At 66.7% G+C, this 15,878-nt stretch carries 13 protein-coding genes and 1 pseudogene; 6 read left to right on the top strand and 8 right to left on the bottom strand.

The features are described from left to right. Nucleotides 1-48 precede the first annotated feature (48 nt). Nucleotides 49-759, top strand: coding sequence for an STAS/SEC14 domain-containing protein (locus tag CyaNS01_RS02600; protein WP_186698617.1), 711 nt, complete (start codon nucleotides 49-51; stop codon nucleotides 757-759). A 174-nt stretch (nucleotides 760-933) separates the two neighbouring features. Here CyaNS01_RS02600 and CyaNS01_RS02595 read toward each other — a convergent pair whose 3' ends face one another. The 6 genes and pseudogenes from CyaNS01_RS02595 to CyaNS01_RS02565 all read right to left on the bottom strand — a co-directional run bounded on the left by CyaNS01_RS02595 (nucleotide 934) and on the right by CyaNS01_RS02565 (nucleotide 7,231). Continuing rightward, nucleotides 934-2,115: a glutamate synthase-related protein gene (locus CyaNS01_RS02595; RefSeq protein WP_225875765.1), complete on the bottom strand. Its 1,182-nt coding sequence runs from the start codon at nucleotides 2,113-2,115 to the stop codon at nucleotides 934-936. 85 nt (nucleotides 2,116-2,200) lie between these two features. Then, nucleotides 2,201-2,890, bottom strand: coding sequence for a fructokinase (locus CyaNS01_RS02590; protein WP_186698614.1), 690 nt, complete (start codon nucleotides 2,888-2,890; stop codon nucleotides 2,201-2,203). A 57-nt stretch (nucleotides 2,891-2,947) separates the two neighbouring features. Continuing rightward, entirely contained in the window at nucleotides 2,948-3,349 is a 402-nt protein-coding gene (locus CyaNS01_RS02585; RefSeq protein WP_225875764.1) for a hypothetical protein, read from the bottom strand. Between the two features lie 19 nt (nucleotides 3,350-3,368). Next, nucleotides 3,369-4,543: pseudogene (locus CyaNS01_RS14440) on the bottom strand (ISAs1 family transposase). Nucleotides 4,544-5,125: 582 nt separating this feature from the next. Further along, nucleotides 5,126-5,959, bottom strand: coding sequence for a mechanosensitive ion channel family protein (locus tag CyaNS01_RS02570; RefSeq protein ID WP_186698610.1), 834 nt, complete (start codon nucleotides 5,957-5,959; stop codon nucleotides 5,126-5,128). 327 nt (nucleotides 5,960-6,286) lie between these two features. Then, complete coding sequence (locus CyaNS01_RS02565; protein WP_225875763.1) at nucleotides 6,287-7,231, bottom strand: patatin-like phospholipase family protein; 945 nt, start codon at nucleotides 7,229-7,231, stop codon at nucleotides 6,287-6,289. Nucleotides 7,232-7,517: 286 nt separating this feature from the next. On the opposite strand from CyaNS01_RS02565, the gene CyaNS01_RS02560 reads away from it, so the two are divergent. From CyaNS01_RS02560 to CyaNS01_RS02545, 3 genes are all read left to right on the top strand, one after another. Then, nucleotides 7,518-7,781 (top strand): Nif11-like leader peptide family natural product precursor, encoded by a 264-nt coding sequence (locus CyaNS01_RS02560; protein ID WP_186698608.1) that lies wholly within the window; start codon nucleotides 7,518-7,520, stop codon nucleotides 7,779-7,781. A gap of 239 nt (nucleotides 7,782-8,020) precedes the next feature. Next, nucleotides 8,021-8,701, top strand: coding sequence for a methylated-DNA--[protein]-cysteine S-methyltransferase (locus CyaNS01_RS14825; RefSeq protein ID WP_186698606.1), 681 nt, complete (start codon nucleotides 8,021-8,023; stop codon nucleotides 8,699-8,701). 340 nt (nucleotides 8,702-9,041) lie between these two features. Beyond that, a complete protein-coding gene (locus CyaNS01_RS02545; RefSeq protein ID WP_186698604.1) occupies nucleotides 9,042-10,220 on the top strand; it encodes a class I SAM-dependent RNA methyltransferase in 1,179 nt (392 codons plus the stop codon). Here the strand turns inward: CyaNS01_RS02545 and CyaNS01_RS02540 are convergent. Continuing rightward, nucleotides 10,217-10,621, bottom strand: coding sequence for a phage holin family protein (locus CyaNS01_RS02540; RefSeq protein ID WP_186698602.1), 405 nt, complete (start codon nucleotides 10,619-10,621; stop codon nucleotides 10,217-10,219). The two genes, CyaNS01_RS02545 and CyaNS01_RS02540, sit on opposite strands and share 4 nt — an antisense overlap. Next, nucleotides 10,618-11,106: a YqjD family protein gene (locus tag CyaNS01_RS02535; protein ID WP_186698600.1), complete on the bottom strand. Its 489-nt coding sequence runs from the start codon at nucleotides 11,104-11,106 to the stop codon at nucleotides 10,618-10,620. Before CyaNS01_RS02535 ends, CyaNS01_RS02540 begins: the two co-directional genes overlap by 4 nt. A gap of 93 nt (nucleotides 11,107-11,199) precedes the next feature. Here CyaNS01_RS02535 and smc point away from each other — a divergent pair, with 93 nt between their 5' ends. Beyond that, entirely contained in the window at nucleotides 11,200-14,811 is a 3,612-nt protein-coding gene (gene smc / locus CyaNS01_RS02530) for a chromosome segregation protein SMC (RefSeq protein ID WP_186698598.1), read from the top strand. Between the two features lie 39 nt (nucleotides 14,812-14,850). Continuing rightward, nucleotides 14,851-15,861, top strand: coding sequence for a PRC-barrel domain-containing protein (locus CyaNS01_RS02525; RefSeq protein ID WP_186698596.1), 1,011 nt, complete (start codon nucleotides 14,851-14,853; stop codon nucleotides 15,859-15,861). Nucleotides 15,862-15,878 lie beyond the last annotated feature (17 nt).

The following is a 15,878-nucleotide window of genomic DNA, read 5'->3' as shown; positions in this document are numbered from 1 at the left end:
TACCGTTGGAGTGAACCATCGATGAGGAGGTTCCCCATGATCGAATGCATGAGCGGGCTGCCTGAAGGCACCCTCGGTTTTTCCTTCCAGGGGAAGATCAGCGCGGACGATTATGACCACGTGCTCACCCCAGCTCTGGATACCGCCCTGGCGCAGCACGATCGCCTCAAGCTGCTCGCCCAGCTTGGTCCCAGCTTTGAGGGTTACGACCTGGGCGCCGCCTGGGCGGACGGCCGGGAGGCCTTACGGCACTGGGATGGCTTTGAGCGGCTGGCTTTGGTGTCCGACTTGGCCTGGGTGCGCACAGCCGTGGCGGCCTTCAGCCTGGTGATGCCCTGCCCCGTGCGTGTCTTCGCCAACGCGTCCGTTGAGGAGGCCCGCCGTTGGTTATCGGAATCGCTGGGCACGATGCATCTGGAGCGTCACGGCGATGTGATCCAGGTGCAGCTCATCGGCACGCTGGAGAGTTTTGTCTATGACCGGGTCGAAGCCAACATCGATGCTGAACTTCAGGGGCTCGATGGGGTGCGACTGCTGTTGGATCTGCGCCAATTCGATGGCTGGGCCGGCCTCGGTGCCCTGGGGCGTCACCTGGCTCTGATCCGGGACCATCGACGGGCCGTCCGGCGGGTGGTGGTGGTGGGCAACCAGGCCTGGCAGGCCCTGGCGGAAAAGCTGGTCAAGCAATTCGTGAACGCTGAGACGCGTTTCTTCGAGGGTGCTGACTATGCCCTGGCTGAAACATGGATACGGCAATGACTTGGGCTGGAGCCTGACTGCATCGATCCAGGTCGTTCCTGTTGCAGAAGCGGGCCAACGGAACCACAGGGTCGGCTCAAGGCCCCCCGTCTTCGTCGTTGCCGCCGCTGCCGCTCCAGGCGATGTGGGCCAGCTCCGCCAGGGGCCGCTGCCAGCTGGCCAGGTCATTGCGATTCAAAGGGCCCGGGCCAGGGCGGCAATGGTGGGCACAGCGATGTGATCCCGCAGCAGTTGCGGGGACGCACCGGTGCCGCCACCGCGGCCATCGAGAATCAGATAGTCGGCCCCGGCCTCGAGGGCAAAATCGAGATCCTGTTCAATGTGCTGGGCGCTGAGCTTGAAGCCCACAGGGATCCCGCCGCTGAGCTCCCGCACCCGATCGCCGAAACGGCGAAAATCAGCCGGGGTGCACAGGTCCTCGAAGCGCGCCGGAGAACAGGAGGATTCACCTGCGGGGATGCCACGCACCTCGGCGATGCGCTCGGTGACCTTGGCGCCGGGCAGATGACCGCCCGTGCCGGTCTTGGCCGCCTGGCCGGCCTTGAAGTGAAAGGCCTGCACCTGGGAGAGAAGATCCTCGCGATGGCCGAACATGGCCGGCGCGAGCTCGTAGAGGTAGCGGTGGTTGGCGGCCTGTTCTTGCGGCAGCATTCCGCCTTCGCCGGAGCAGATGCCCGTGCCGGCACGCTCCGCGCCCATGGCCAGAGCACGCTTGGCCTCCTGGGAGAGGGCACCGAAGCTCATGTCGGACACCAGCAGAGGAATCTCCAGCCGCAACGGGCGCCGGGCGCTCGGGCCGATCACCAGCTCGGTGCCCACCGGGGCGGCTTCGGCCAGGGGACGCCGCGCCAGCTGGGCCGTGAGGATCTGGATGTCGTCCCAGAGGGGCAGCTGGGAGCGGGGCACCCCCATCGACACCACCGGCCCCTGGGCCCCCAGCCGCTCGAGGCCGTGCTCGGCCAGCTGGTGGATCAGCTCAAGGCTGGGCTCTTCCTGCGTGGCCCGGGGCTGGGGCATCCCGCCGCTGGTTGAACCGCCATCCTCCGGCTCCTCGTCATCCCTGTCTCCCTCACCACGGTCGTCGTCAAGGGCAAAGTCGGTGCCCACTCGGTCGGCCGGAACCCGGGCATGGGTGCCATCGCAGTAGGGAGGTGTGGAAGTTTGTTTGCAGCGGCAGAGCTGCACCTTGCCACTCTTGTTGGCCTCGAAGGCCACGGGGCTGAAGCCGCTGCCCTGGTGGGATCCGTCACAGAACGGCTGATCCGAGGAGCGGCCGCAGGCGCAGTAGACGTACTCCTTGCCCTCCTCGAGGCTCACGGCGATGGGCGTACGGGCGGCAACCTTTGGTGCTGTCATCGAACATGCGGCAGAGAATCCAGAGCTTGAGGGCCTTCGCCCCTTGGGAGCAAGGAAATACGTACGAGCAATAAGTTGATGATCTTCAGTTCGTCATCTGATGTGGGCTGGCGGAAGCCGCAGCGGCTGTGCGTAGCTGTTCGGCCAGGCCGTCTGGGTGAGCGATGGCGTCTGTGCTCGGGCCGGCATTGCCCAGCAGCTGGGGATGGGTCGAGAGGTTGTCGAGTAGCTGGGCCAAGAACAGCTCGTGGTCCTGCAGCATTGAGCCATCCAGGCTGCCGTGACGGCCGCCGATGCACCAGTGGAGACCTCCGGCTGCATCGCTGATCAGCACCGCGGGTTTCTGGGGTAGCTTGTCGTGCATCCGCACCGGATCCCGCGTTCCAAAGAAGGTTTCAGCCTCCTCTCCGGTGCAACGGATGAGCTGAGCGGCCAATACCAACGGCCAGACACGGTCCAAGACCTCGCCGGTGGGTGGGGACTGGGGCGGCAGGCTCCAACGTTGTGGCTGCCAGCCCACCGTGAGAGCCACCGAGACGCCACTGGGTACAGCCCGCTCCACGATCATGCGCAGGGCTTGGATGTCGTCGCGATCAATCACGGCACTGCTGGAAACCAGCAACCAGAAGGACTCCTTGACCTCAGGCAGCAGGGCCTCGGTGAGGGCCGCAGGAGTGTCGGGGGTTGAGTCGTCACGCAGAGCCCGGAAGAGATCAAACGTGGAAGTGTATCGATCCGCGTAGGCGGCGTGAGAAGACGTCTTGGCGAAAGTCATGGTGACGAAAAACAGAGGTCAGTTGATGGGAAGGCGGCGTCATCCAAGCCATGGCGATCAGTTCTCCGCGCTCACAAATGCGTGGAAACGCTCAGCCAGATCCTGAAAAAAGTGATCGCTCTTCTGAAGCAGAGAGTCCCAGCTGTCCTGGGTGGCCTGCTGGAGGCTTTCCAGCTGAGCACGGGCCTGACCACGGGCCTGGCGCAGCTCCTCCAACCGTTTCTCGGTTTCATCGCGCAGGTTTTCTGCAACGCTCTGCATGCCCTGCTGCAACTGCTCGATCTGGGCAGACCAGGCCTCGATCTGGGCCTGTTTCTTATCGAGGATCGCTTGGCGAAGCTGCTCATTGGCGAGGGTCTGATCGACCTTGGCGACTTCTTGATGCACTTCGCTTGGGGAGCTCGGCTGCAGTTCGCTGGGGGCAGTGGGCATCGGGGTATAGATGTTGGTGGTGTTCATGCAGGGCTGATTCAAAGTCTTAACTCGAGCTTGGTTCTGGCTTTCTCGTCGCCATCGCCAGTAGCGCTTTGATGTCGTGAGTTACGGCCTGCATCCCGGCACGAATCGACTCAAAACCCGCCAGTCGCAACAGGTTCAGCGCTGCCGTTCGCAGCGTGGCCATGGCTCCAGCGCCATTGCCCCGGTACCGGTGGGCGTCTTCATGGAGCTGGGTGTCGCGGATCCAGTGCCAGCCCTCAATGCTCCAGCGGTCTCGCACCAGTTGCAGCAGAGCTTCTGGAGTGGTCCGCAGGCTGGTGAGGAATCGGTGCGTGGCATGGAAAGGCTTGTCCCCGCGGGTGCCGGTGGCTGTCACCTCCACGATCCAGCTGGTGCCGCTCCACTCTGTTCTGATGTGCTCCGGGGCCTGTTTGGCGCGGAGCGTCCAGGTGATTGCACGACCATGACCCTCCTCGAAAACACTTGCCTCGACAGGGATGCGGCGTTTCCCCTGGAACTGGCTCCTGATCTGGCGATGCAGTGTCTTCTGATTCCCCTTGACGGTCAGGAGGAAGTCGGCCCCCTGCTCCTGGAGCTGTTGAAAAACGGTTTCTGGGTGTGGAGGGCATCCGCCTGGATCAGCACCCCTTCGAGATCCAGCTCCCCGAGCAGTTGCCGGAGCACTGCCCGTTCGTGGTTCTCACCGGTGGCGTAGCAGGCCTGAGAGATCGCCACACCCAAGGCAGCCGAGTACAGCGTCACCTGGGCAATGAACGCTGAGCCGCCACCAAGTGTCGGCTCGATCGAGCCTCGCAGGGTCTTGCCGTCACACACCAGCTGATCGAGATCCGCTGCACCACCAGGGATCTGGGCGATTGTCCAGTCACGGATGGCCGCGCACAAGACCTCGACATCCACCTGCAGGAAGAAGTAGCGGAACGCAGAATCCGATGGGGGCCGCCGCAGTTCAAGACCAACCGACTTGGTGAGCGTGGCGTGATGACGGCGAGCAAACCGCTCCAGATCTCGCAAGCTTTCACAGCCGCTCAAGATGCCCAGCACCGCCACGAGCAGCAGGTACCAGGCCGGAATGCGCACCCCACGCCGCATTCGCGCATCAGGAATCGCCTTGAGGAAGCTGATCAGATCAAGATCAGTTGCGGCAGAGGCGGTTTCGGGCACAAGGAAGCGGCGATACCACCGACCAAACCCCATGCAGGCAGCTCAGGCAAGAGCGACTGTGACACACTTTGAATCAGTCCTGGGTGTTCATGGGAGTTCCTCCTGTAGTTCAACGACGGATACGCCCCTGCACATGGCGTGTCGGGATGCACCCAAGGCAACACCAGGTCATCACTGGAAAGCGTGAAGGCATCACCGAGATCCGCATCTGAAATCCAGATCGAGCGCTCACACGGCCATTGCTACAGCCGCAGGAAAGCACAGATTGTCGATGTGGACTGGAAGCGAATGAGGCGTCCGTTATTTCCAACGTACCACTAACAGCCTCCTTGTCAACACCCCGGCTGGAGATCAGTGGGATCCAGAGATAGCTGTTCTGCTCAGATCAGTTGCGAATAAAACCATCTCGGCGGGCCAGTGGATCGATACAGGCCGACGACCAAGGGGGGCCAGCCAGGCCCAACCTCGCAATTGCCCAACGTTATTGAGAGTCAACAAGAGCTTCTGCTGCTCTCACGCGGATCAGGGCGCCACTGTCTGGAAGGCCAGCTGGCTTGACCCTGCAGGCTGCTCGTGCAGTCGTCGAACAGTTGCTGGCTCAGGATCATTGAAGGTTCAGTTGGTGCCGATCAAGTGAACATCGCGCTGGGGGAACGGGATGGCGATACCCTCTGAATCCAGCCGCTTCTTGACTTGTTCCTGGAAGCCGAAGAAGGCCGGCCAGTAGTCATCCACATTGACCCATGGACGCACAGCAAAGTTGACACTGCTGTCTGCAAGCTCAAGAACACCAATCACAGGTTCGGGGTCAACAAGAAAACGGCCATAGGTCTTTACTTCGTCGGCAAGGAGGGCCTTCACGATGTCAATATCGGCCTGGTAACTGACCCCAAATACGAAGTCGAGGCGCCTACGGCCAAGGGCGTTGAAATTGGTGATGTTGTCACTGTTCAGCTTGCTGTTGGGGATAATCACAATTTTATTATCTGGGCTCTGCAGGGTCGTGGTGAAGAGCGTCAGCTCCTTGACGGTGCCCATCGTGCCTGCTCCCTCGATAAAGTCACCGATCTGGAAGGGGCGGAAGAAAACCATCAACACCCCTGCAGCAAAGTTCGACAATGACCCCTGCAGCGCCAAGCCGATCGCCAGACCCGCGGCGCCAACAACGGCAATGATGGATGTCGTCTGAATGCCCAGCCGGTTCAGGGCAGCGATGACAACAAAGGCAAGCAAAGCATAATAGGTGAATGTTGTCAGGAAACCCACCAGGATCGAATCGATCCTGGGATTGCGGGTCAAGCTTCGCTTGACAATTCTGGAGATCAATTTGGCCAGCCAGCGGCCAATCACAAAAATGGCGAGGGCAGCGAGAAGATTCAGCCCCAACTCCACACCAACCTCTTGAGCAAGCGAGAGCCACTGTCGAATGTTTTCCAAGACCTGTTGCATTAGACTCGAAATGATTTAAGCAGTGGTGGTCGCTTGCTGCGGCAATTCCCCAAGAAGCGAAGCAGCGTGTCAGCGTCTCAACACATTACGCGGTTCAATAGATTGAACGGCACGTGCATACCGTGCCTGCCCCCGGTTTCAGGAAAGGTGTCACCCCTCTCATCCCTACACCCAGAAGCCTGAGGACAGGACCAACACGTCGCTACAGCCAGGCCGTCTAGCCCCAGGCTTCTGCGAAGCCGTGGGCTGATGTGCGGGGGAGAATGGACCCGCAGCGGCCGCTTGGATCCAGCCCATCATGCAGGCTGTTGCACGCGGAGAGCAGCATCAAAGCAGCTCCTTGAGTGCAGGCAGTTGCCGCTTCATCGCCGTGTAGCCCTTGCCGATGATCGCATCGGCCTTGTGGAAATCGAAGATGGCGAACTCAGCCAGAGCCGGCTGAATCAACAGGTCGGGGGCGTGCTCATTCAATCTGCTGTGGGTGACCTGCTGCTCCAGCACATTCAGCGACAGACCGATCACATCGAAAATGTTCGGACTGGGGTCGCCATCGGGAAACCAGCGCTCCGCACTGCCCTGCGACGACTTCATGCGGCGTTTTGACGCCTCACTGGTGGAGCTGGGTGCAGGGCCAACCAGTGCCTGCTCAGGGTCATACACCCCCGATGGATCGCCATTGGGCTCCACGTCTGCGCCGTGGTCCGGACAGTTGAGGAAGATGCCAGGCACTGAAATACTGGCACGCACCGCGTCCACCATGGATCCTGAGCGGAGGTGAACTTCTTCACTCTTGAGCAGATCGGTAGCCACGCAGCAGAAGGGAACTTCGGAGTTTTCAATCCGCATCTCGTGCAGGTGTTCCGAGAGCAATTCGTAGATCTTGTTGCCATCCAGGAGCCCACTGGTGGGAAGCACCATGTCGAAGTAGGCGAGCACGTCTTTCCAGTCCAGATCCCGAATCAAATCTTCGAGGTCATTGAGTTCTCCGGCGCAGTGGAAGGCTCCAACGAGAGCGCCGATGCTGGAGCCGGAGATCATGTTGATCTCGATCCCCTCCTCCTGAAGTGCCTTGAGCACACCGATATGGGCCCACCCTCTGGCTCCACCACTGCCGAGTGCAAGGCCAACCCTCTTCATGCCGATAGAACCATGATCAGAGAGTTCAAGGATGCGGCACTGGCCCTCTGGCAGGCTGTCATGGCTGCTTGGTTGGTGAGCCCAATCCTGCCTCGTTCTCAACAGTTTGCAGCCACCAAGCACCCACTGCTGCACAGGAGACGGGCAAAAGCAGGAATGCCAGCCGGTTCTCTACGACGCAGCCCAGAAAAGTAGGGTCGCGCGCAGAATGAACAACACGTGTCGAACCAAACACAACCGAGCAGCTCAAGGCCTGAGCGGTCATGGCGGCGATCAGTGGCCGCCGGTGTCACCCTGCGGGTCGCGTTCGAGGCAGCGCCCTCGAGTGGCATCGGCGATCCGCCGCAGATCTCAAGGTGTGGGCAGCGCCGGCCAGCTTGGCCCCTGTTTGCTACGAAGGGGGTTCGCCACGCCCGATCCCATGTCCGTAGCCTCGCTCAAGGCCTTCTGCGCCAGCATCGCCGCCGATGACGATCTGCGCAGCCAGGTGCATGCCGCCGCCGGCGTGGATGACATCGTGACGATCGCTGCGGCCCACGGCCATGCCGTGGACAAGACGGTGCTGCTGCGGGAGCACGCCCGCGCCATCACGGCAGCGCCGGATCATGCCCTGGCTGGGATCAACAGCTGGGCCGATGCCCTGATCCATTGCTTCGGCGCCGAGGCGGCTGAAACCGAGACGTGACCCAGGGGAGATGATGAATCGCGGCGCTCACGGTTGTCATCGAGATCGAGATCCAATCACTGCTTCGCAGAAACCTTCGGCTACATGGTGGAGAATCAGAGGAGGCGCAGGATACAGCGGTGGTACCGAAGAGGGGACGGTAAGGGGCAGCCAGTCCCCACTCTGAAGCTGAATCTGCCGGGGCCGATCCGCCCCACCAGAGTGGTGCCTGGTTGCGCCCGCCGCCGCAGGGCCCCGAGATGGACTCCCATACTGTTCGCTTTCTCCTGCGGCCCTGCTGGCTGGGCTGGATCCTGCTGGCTGCCACGCCGCGGGGCGTTCTGGCCATCGCCCTGGGCGATGGCCCCGAGCTGCTCGCCCAGGACCTGCTGCAGCACCATCCCGGAGCCGAAGCGGTCACCGACGATCCCCTGCTTGAAGCCTGGCTGGCCGGGGTGCTTGCCACCACCGAGGCCCTGGCAGCAGAGGCCGTCCCACCGCTCCCGCCACTCGATCTGCGCGGCACGCCTTTCCGCCGGCGCGTCTGGCAGGAGCTGGGCCTGATCCCCACCGGCAGCACCGTGAGCTACGCCGAGCTCGCCCGCCGGCTGGGCGCCCCCCAGGCGGTGCGGGCCGTGGCCCAGGCCTGCGGCGCCAACCCGATCGCCCTGGCCATCCCCTGCCACCGCGTGATCGGCAGTGACGGCTCCCTGCGCGGCTACCGCTGGGGCCTCGCCCGTAAACGGGCGCTGCTGGCGTGCGAAGCCGGACGAAACGACCCGGAACAACCTGGTGGCACGACACACCTGAGCAAAGCAGCCTGGCCTGCTGATCGGGCCGAGGCCACAGTCGCGGATCAGGCGATGTCCCAGGTCTCGGCCATGGTCAGGTTCGGGCACCAATCCAATGAGCCAGCCAGGAGCCCAGCCCAAGACACGTAAAAGGGGCCCTTCCAGGCCCCATGGGTCATTTGGGTGATAAGGCTGACCTCACCCCATCTCCCTTAGAGATGTCAGGCGGCCACAGGGGCGGGCTGACGGGAGAAACGAACGATGTTGTTCGCTGTTACGGGTTTGCTCTTACCGAGCAGGCTTCAGTCACCCTCCTTATACCCCGTCGAAACCATTGCAGCCCCCTGATGGATCCGGCCCAGGGACGGAACCCTGAACGGAAATGGAGCTGAGCGGAATCGAACCGCTGTCCGAAGCACTGGTGTGAGCCACCTAGTCCGGCCGAAACCGAACTCAGCCATTGTGGCAGCACCCAAGCGCCGGTGCAGAGGTGGGCATCACCGAACCAGGGGGCGACAGCATCGAGGGCATCGCGGTGGTGCCCCCCGGCCTGGAGGCCCCGGCCGCAGAGGAGCTGATCGCCCTCGGCTGCCGGGCCGTGGCGCCCCTGCGGCGGGCCGTGCGCTTCCGCAGTGACCTGGCCGGCTACTACCGCCTGCACCTGCAGGCCCGGCTGCCCTTCCGGCTGCTGCGCCAGCTGGCCAGCTTTCCCTGCCACGGCCGCGACGACCTCTACGACGGAGTGCAGCGCGCCGTGGACTGGGCCACCTGGCTGCCCCCCAGCGCCAGCTTCCGCGTGGACGTGAGCGGCACCGCCCCGGGCCTGAACCACAGCCACTACAGCGCCCTGCAGGTGAAGAACGCCCTGGTGGACCTGCAGCGCCAGCAGTGGGGCCAGCGCTCCTCGATCGACCTCGAGGCCCCGGACCTCAGCCTGCACCTGCACCTCGGCGGCGGCCTGGCCAGCCTCAGCGTGGATGGCAGCGGCAGCAGCCTGCACCGCCGCGGTTACCGCGCCGCCGTGGGCCTGGCGCCCCTGAAGGAAAACCTGGCCGCCGGCCTGATCGCCCTCACCGGCTGGGATGGCCGCCGTCCCCTGGCCGATCCGCTCTGTGGCAGCGGCACCCTCCTGATCGAAGCGGTGCGGATGGCCCTGGGCCGGGCGCCGGGCCTCGGCCCCGAGGGTGCCCGCTCCTTCGCTCTGGAGCGCTGGCCCGATGCCCAGAGCGCCCTGTGGCAACAGGAGGTGCGGGCCGCCAGCGCCCTGGCCCGCTCCTGCCTGGCGGATCAGCAGCCCCTGGCCCCGGTGCTCGGCCTGGAGCAGGATCCCGCCGTGCTGGCCCAGGCCCAAGACAATGCCGAGGCCGCGGGGGTGGCGCCCTGGATCCGCCTCAGCGGCGGCGACTGCCGCGACTTCATCCCCCCCGAGCAGCCCGGCGTGCTGGTGTGCAACCCCCCCTACGGCGAGCGCCTCGGCCACAGCGATGCATTGGAAGGCCTTTACGGCGATCTCGGCCGCATGCTCAAGGAGCGCTGCAGCGGCTGGGATCTGTGGCTGCTGAGCGGCAATCCCGAACTCACCGGCGCCCTGAAGATGAAGGCGAGTCGCCGCATCCCGATCAGCAATGGCGGCATCGACTGCCGCTGGCTGCACTACGCGATCCGCTAGCGGCCCAGCAGGGCCCGGGTGGTCTTGGTGAGGCCGGCGGTGGTCTGGGGCAGGTAGGGGCCCTTGAGCAGGCCACCGCCGATGCGCAGGAACACCCCCGCCAGCACCACATTCAGGCCCGCCATGGCCAGGGCGCTGCGGATCCAGCTGAGCCGCAGCCCTTCGTGCAGCCACAGCAGCAGCGCCAGCTCCGCCCCGATCAGCGACAGCAGCATCAAGGTGAGCCCGCCGCTGAGCAGCAGGGCCCCGGTGATCAGGCGCCGCTTCTCGCTGTCGGCCTCCTGCAGCGCGATGCGCACGTGCAGGTCCATCACCGAGGTCATCAGCGAGCCGATGCGGCCCATGGCCACGCGGGCTCCGCCGTTGCGCCGCTCGCGCTCGCCGAACTGTTCCTCCGTCATGCCGAGCGCCGTCCGGAGGAGAGCAGCATCCCCACCAGCACCCCCACCCCGGCGGCGATGCCGACCGCCAGCAGCGGACGCTCCCGCACCGGCTTCTCCAGCCGCGGCCGCAGGGTGTCGTTGAGGTCGTCGAGCAGGCCTTCGAGCTGCTTCTCCAGGGGCGCCAGGTTGTCGGCCAGACGGCCGGTCTGGGTGCCGGCCACATCCAGCAGCTCCAGCAACTGGCGCCGCACCACGGTGGCGGTACGGCCGGTCTGGGAGGAGATCACCTCAGCCACCTCGTCAAAGCTGCCGCGGGTGGCCTCCAGGGTCTGGCGGGCCACCTGGGGCCACTCCCGCTGAATCGTGGGCATCAGCGCCTCGAAGCGCTCGCGGAAGGTCTCCTGGTGGCCGTCGGGCTGACCTGCCGCCTCGGGCTGCTGCTGGAGAATGGGCTCAGGGGTCTGGGACTCGGAGAGCTGATCCAGCGGTGGGGTGCCGGTCATGGGCGCAGCGGGCCAGTGTTGCCTTCAAGCTAAGGACGGGCTTGTGAAACCGGAACCCTCCGCTACATTTCCCGTGCTCGGCGCACGGGCCTGTTGGTTCACATCAATCAGGTCGAGCTCACCCAGTTCAAGTCGTTCGGCGGATCGATGGCGATCCCGCTCGAAGAGGGCTTCACGGTGGTCACCGGGCCCAACGGCTCCGGCAAGAGCAACATCCTCGATGCGGTGCTGTTCTGCCTCGGCCTGGCCAACAGCCGCGGCATGCGGGCCGAGCGGCTGCCCGACCTGATCAACAGCGCCATGCTCAAGGCGGGACGGGCCGCCGAAACCTCCGTAAGCGTGCGCTTCGACCTGGGCGACTGGCAGCCCGATGGTGCCGAAGACGGCCTCGAGGCCCCCGCCGAGGGCCCCTGGATCCACACCGGCCAGACCAGCTGGACCGTGAGCCGCCGCCTGCGGGTGGCCCCCGGGGGCACCTACGCCAGCAGCTTCAGCGCCGATGGCGTGCCCTGCAACCTGCAGCAGCTGCAGACCCAGCTGCGGCGCCTGCGGGTGGACCCCGAGGGCAGCAACGTGGTGATGCAGGGCGATGTGACCCGCATCGTGTCGATGAGCGCCCGCGACCGGCGCGGCATCATCGACGAGCTGGCCGGCGTGGCGCTGTTCGACAGCCGCATCGAGCAGAGCCGCACCAAGCTCGACGACGTGCAGGAACGGCAGGAGCGCTGCGGCATCGTGCAACAGGAGCTGCTCAGCAGCCGCCAGAAGCTGGAGCGCGACTGCACCCGGGCCCGCACCTATCAGGCCCTGCGCCAGCGGCTGCAGGAGGGGCGGCTGCAGGAGCAGGTGCTGGCGGTGGAGGCCGCCCGCACGGCCCTGCGGCAGCTGGTGAGCCGCCAGCAGGCCCTCACGACCCAGCAGGCCGCCGACCGCCTCGCCATCGCCGAGGCGGAAACCGTGCTGCAGGCGGCGGCCGCCGCCCTGGAGACGCTGCAGGCTGAGGTGAAGGCCCTCGGGGAAGACCAGCTGCTGGCCGTGCAGGCGGAGCTGGCGGGCCTGGAGGCCGGCAGCCGCGAGCTGGCCCGCCAGGCGGCCCAGCACCAGCAGCAGGCCGAGGCCCTGCAGCGCCAGCGCCAGGAGCTCAGCCAGCGCCAGGGGGAGCTGCGCCAGCAGCAGCTGCAGCTCGACAGCGCCGCCGACCAGGCCGAGCTGGAGGCCGCCGAGGCCGGCTGCCGCGCCGCCGAAGCCGCCGTGGAGCTCTCGCGCCGCCGCCTCGGCGAGGTGGCCGGCCGCTCCGGCAGCTGGATGGAGGAGCAGAAGCAGCGCAGCCTGCGGCGCCAGGAGCTGGGCGCGGCCAGCAGCCCCCTGGAGGCCGAGCAGCAGCAGCTCAGTGAGCGCCTGCGCCAGAGCCAGGAGCGGCTGGCGGAGCTGGAGGCCCAGCGCCAGCAGGAGGGCAGCACCCAGGTGAGCGCCGAGCAGCAGCTGGACCAGGCCGAAAAGGAGTGGCACGGCCTCAGCGGCTCGGTGGCCAGTGGCCAGCAGCAGCTGCAGGAGCTCGCCGAGGCCTTCGCCCTGCAGCAGCGCACCCGCAGCCGGCTGGAGCAGGAACAGGGCCAGCTGGAGCGGGAGATCGCCCGCCTCGACAGCCGCCGCGACACCCTGCAGGAGAGCCGCGGCACCGGCGCCCTGCGGGTGCTGCTGGAGGCCGGACTGGAGGGTATCCATGGCCCCGTGGCCCAGCTGGGGGAGGTGGAGGAACGCCACCGCACCGCCCTGGAGGTGGCGGCCGGAGGCCGCCTGGCCCAGGTGGTGGTGGACGACGACCGCATCGCCGCCCGGGCGATCGAGCTGCTCAAGCAGCGCCGCGCCGGCCGCCTCACCTTCCTGCCCCTCAACAGGATCCGCGCTGGCGGCAGCCAGGGCAGGGGGGGCAGCGGCTCGGCGGCCCTGCAGCGGGGCACCACTGCCGGGCCGGGGGGCCTGCTGGGCCGGGCTGTCGACCTGGTGCAGCACGAGCCCGTCTACGCCGAGGTGTTCCGCTACGTGTTCGGCGACACGCTGGTGTTCGCCGACCTGGCCAGCGCCCGCCAGGAACTGGGGCGCTGCCGGGCCGTGACCCTGGAGGGGGAGCTGCTGGAGAAGAGCGGCGCCATGACCGGCGGCAGCCTGCAGCAGCGGGGCAACCAGCTCAGCTTTGGCCGCTCCCAGGAGGGGGACGAGGCCGAGCCCCTGCGCCGGCGACTGTTGGAGCTGGGCGAAACCCTGCTGGCCTGCCGCCGCCGCGAAGCCGACCTGGCCCGCCAGCTGGAGGAGCAACGCCCCCAGCTGCAGCAGCTGCAACAGCGCCAGGCGGCCCTGGAGGCCGAGCGGCGCAGCACCCGCCAGGCCCTGGCCCCCCAGCTGCAGCGCCAGCAGCAGCTGGAAGAACGGCTCGCTCAACTGCGCCTCAGCCTTGCCAGCGACCAGGGCCGGCTGCAGGAGATCGCCCTGCAGCTGGCGCCCCTGCAGCAGGCCCTTGCATCACTGCAGCAGGAGGAGGCCTGCGCCGTGGCCTCGGGCGATGCCGCCCGCTGGCAGGGGCTGCAGGGGGAGCTCGAGGCCGCCGACCAGGCCCTGGCCGCGGCGCGGCTGCAGCGCGATGGCCTGCTCGCCGCCCGCCGCGAACGGGCCCTGGCCGCTGAGCGCTTGCGCAACCAGCTCGAGGCCCTTGGCAGCGACGAGCAGCGGCTGATCGCCGCCGTGAACGCCCTGGTGGCGGAGAGGGCCGAGTGGAAGGGGCGTCAGCAGGCCGACCAGGAGCGCCGCTCAGCCCTCGAGGAACGGCAGGCCGAGCTGCAGACCCGCTTCGGGGAGCGCCGCCGCGCCCGCGATGCCGCCGAGGCTGAGCTGGCCCGCCAGCGGCAGGCCCTGCAGCAACGCCAGTGGGAGCTGCAGCGGCTGGGCGAGGAGCTCGAGGCCCTGGCCGAGCAGCAGCGCGGCGATGAGCTGCGGCTGCAGCAGCTGGAGCGCCAGCTGCCCGACCCCCTGCCAGAAATCCCCGCTGAGCTGCGGGAGGCCGGCCTGGAGGCCCTGGCCAGGGAACTGGCCAGCCTGCAGGCGCGCATGGAGGCGCTCGAACCGGTGAACATGCTGGCGATCGAAGAGCTCGAAGCCCTCGAAACCCGCCTGGCGGAGTTGCAGGAGCGGCTGGACGTGCTCAGCAAGGAGCGCGAGGAGCTGCTGCTGCGCATCGAAACCGTGGGCACCCTGCGCCAGGAGGCCTTCCTGGAGGCGTTCACGGCAGTGGATGGCCACTTCCGCGAGATCTTCGCGGAGCTCTCCGATGGCGAGGGCCACCTGCAGCTCGAGAACCCGGAAGCGCCGCTGGAGGGGGGCCTCACCCTGGTGGCCCATCCCAAGGGCAAGGCGGTGCGGCGCCTGGCGGCCATGAGTGGTGGCGAGAAGTCGCTCACCGCCCTGAGCTTCCTGTTCGCCCTGCAGCGCTTCCGGCCCTCGCCCTTCTACGCCCTCGATGAGGTGGACAGCTTCCTCGACGGCGTGAACGTGGAGCGCCTGGCCGGATTGATCGCCCGCCAGGCCGATCAGGCCCAGTTCATGGTGGTGAGCCACCGGCGCCCGATGATCGCCGCGGCCACCCGCACGATCGGCGTCACCCAGGCCCGCGGCGCCCACACCCAGGTGGTGGGCCTGCCCCCCGCCGCCTGAGCATCGTCAGCGCCGCCTGTGCTGGGTGAGAATGCGCCGATGACGACGACCCCGCCGCCCGGCAGCGACCCCGCCGCCGCCCCCAGCGATCGCCTCTGGCTGCGCTCAGAGCTGATGGGCACCCAGGTGATCACCCGGGACACCGGCCGCCGGCTCGGCGTGGTGGGTGAGGTGGTGGTGGACATCGACCGCCGTGAGGTGATCGCCCTCGGCCTGCGGGACAACCCCCTCACCCGCTTTCTGCCGGGCCTGCCCCGCTGGATGCCCCTGGATCGCATCCGCCAGGTGGGCGACGTGATCCTGGTGGATTCGGCCGATTCCCTGGCCGAGAGCTTCAGCGCCGATCGCTTCAGCAAGGTGATCAACTGCGATGTGGTGACCGAGGCCGGTCAGCAGCTGGGCAAGGTGCTGGGCTTCAGTTTCGACATCGAAACCGGCGAACTCACCACCCTGGTGCTGGGCGCCCTGGGCGTGCCGCTGCTGGGCGAAGGGGTGCTCAGCACCTGGGAACTGCCGGTGGTGGAGGTGGTCAGCAGCGGTCCAGACCGCATCGTGGTCTACGAGGGCGCTGAAGAGAAGCTCAAGCAGCTCGGCACCGGCCTGCTGGAGAAGCTGGGCATCGGCGGCAGCAGCTGGGAGCAGGAGGAGCGGGAGCGCTTCCGCGGCACCATGGTGCCCGTGGAGAACCAGCTGGCCCCAGGCGTGCCCGCCGCCCAGGAGCAGCGCCGCATCCAGCCCGCCAGCAGCCAGGCCTTCGTGCCCGAAGCTGAGCTGGATTACGTGGAAGTGGAACAGCGCCGCGATCGGGCCCCCCTGCGCCAGCGTCGCTACCTCGACGACGACCTGCTCGATTCCGAACCGGAGCGAAGGCCGCTCACCAGAAGGGAGCTCGACGAGCCCCTGGATCGCGAGCCCGAACCGCTGCAGGACCCCTATGGGCGCGAGGCGCGCCGCGAGCGCGGCTACGGCGCCCCCCGCCGCCGGCCGGCCCCACCCAGCAGTTCCGAGGTCCTGGACGTGGATGCCGAAGACCTCGACGATCCCTGGTGATACGGCTGCTTTGGTGA

The organism is Cyanobium sp. NS01 (assembly GCF_014280235.1).
Taxonomy (GTDB): Bacteria; Cyanobacteriota; Cyanobacteriia; order PCC-6307; family Cyanobiaceae; genus NIES-981.
Note: the sequence above shows the minus strand (reverse complement) of the source record. Positions and strands in the feature narration are given on the sequence as shown.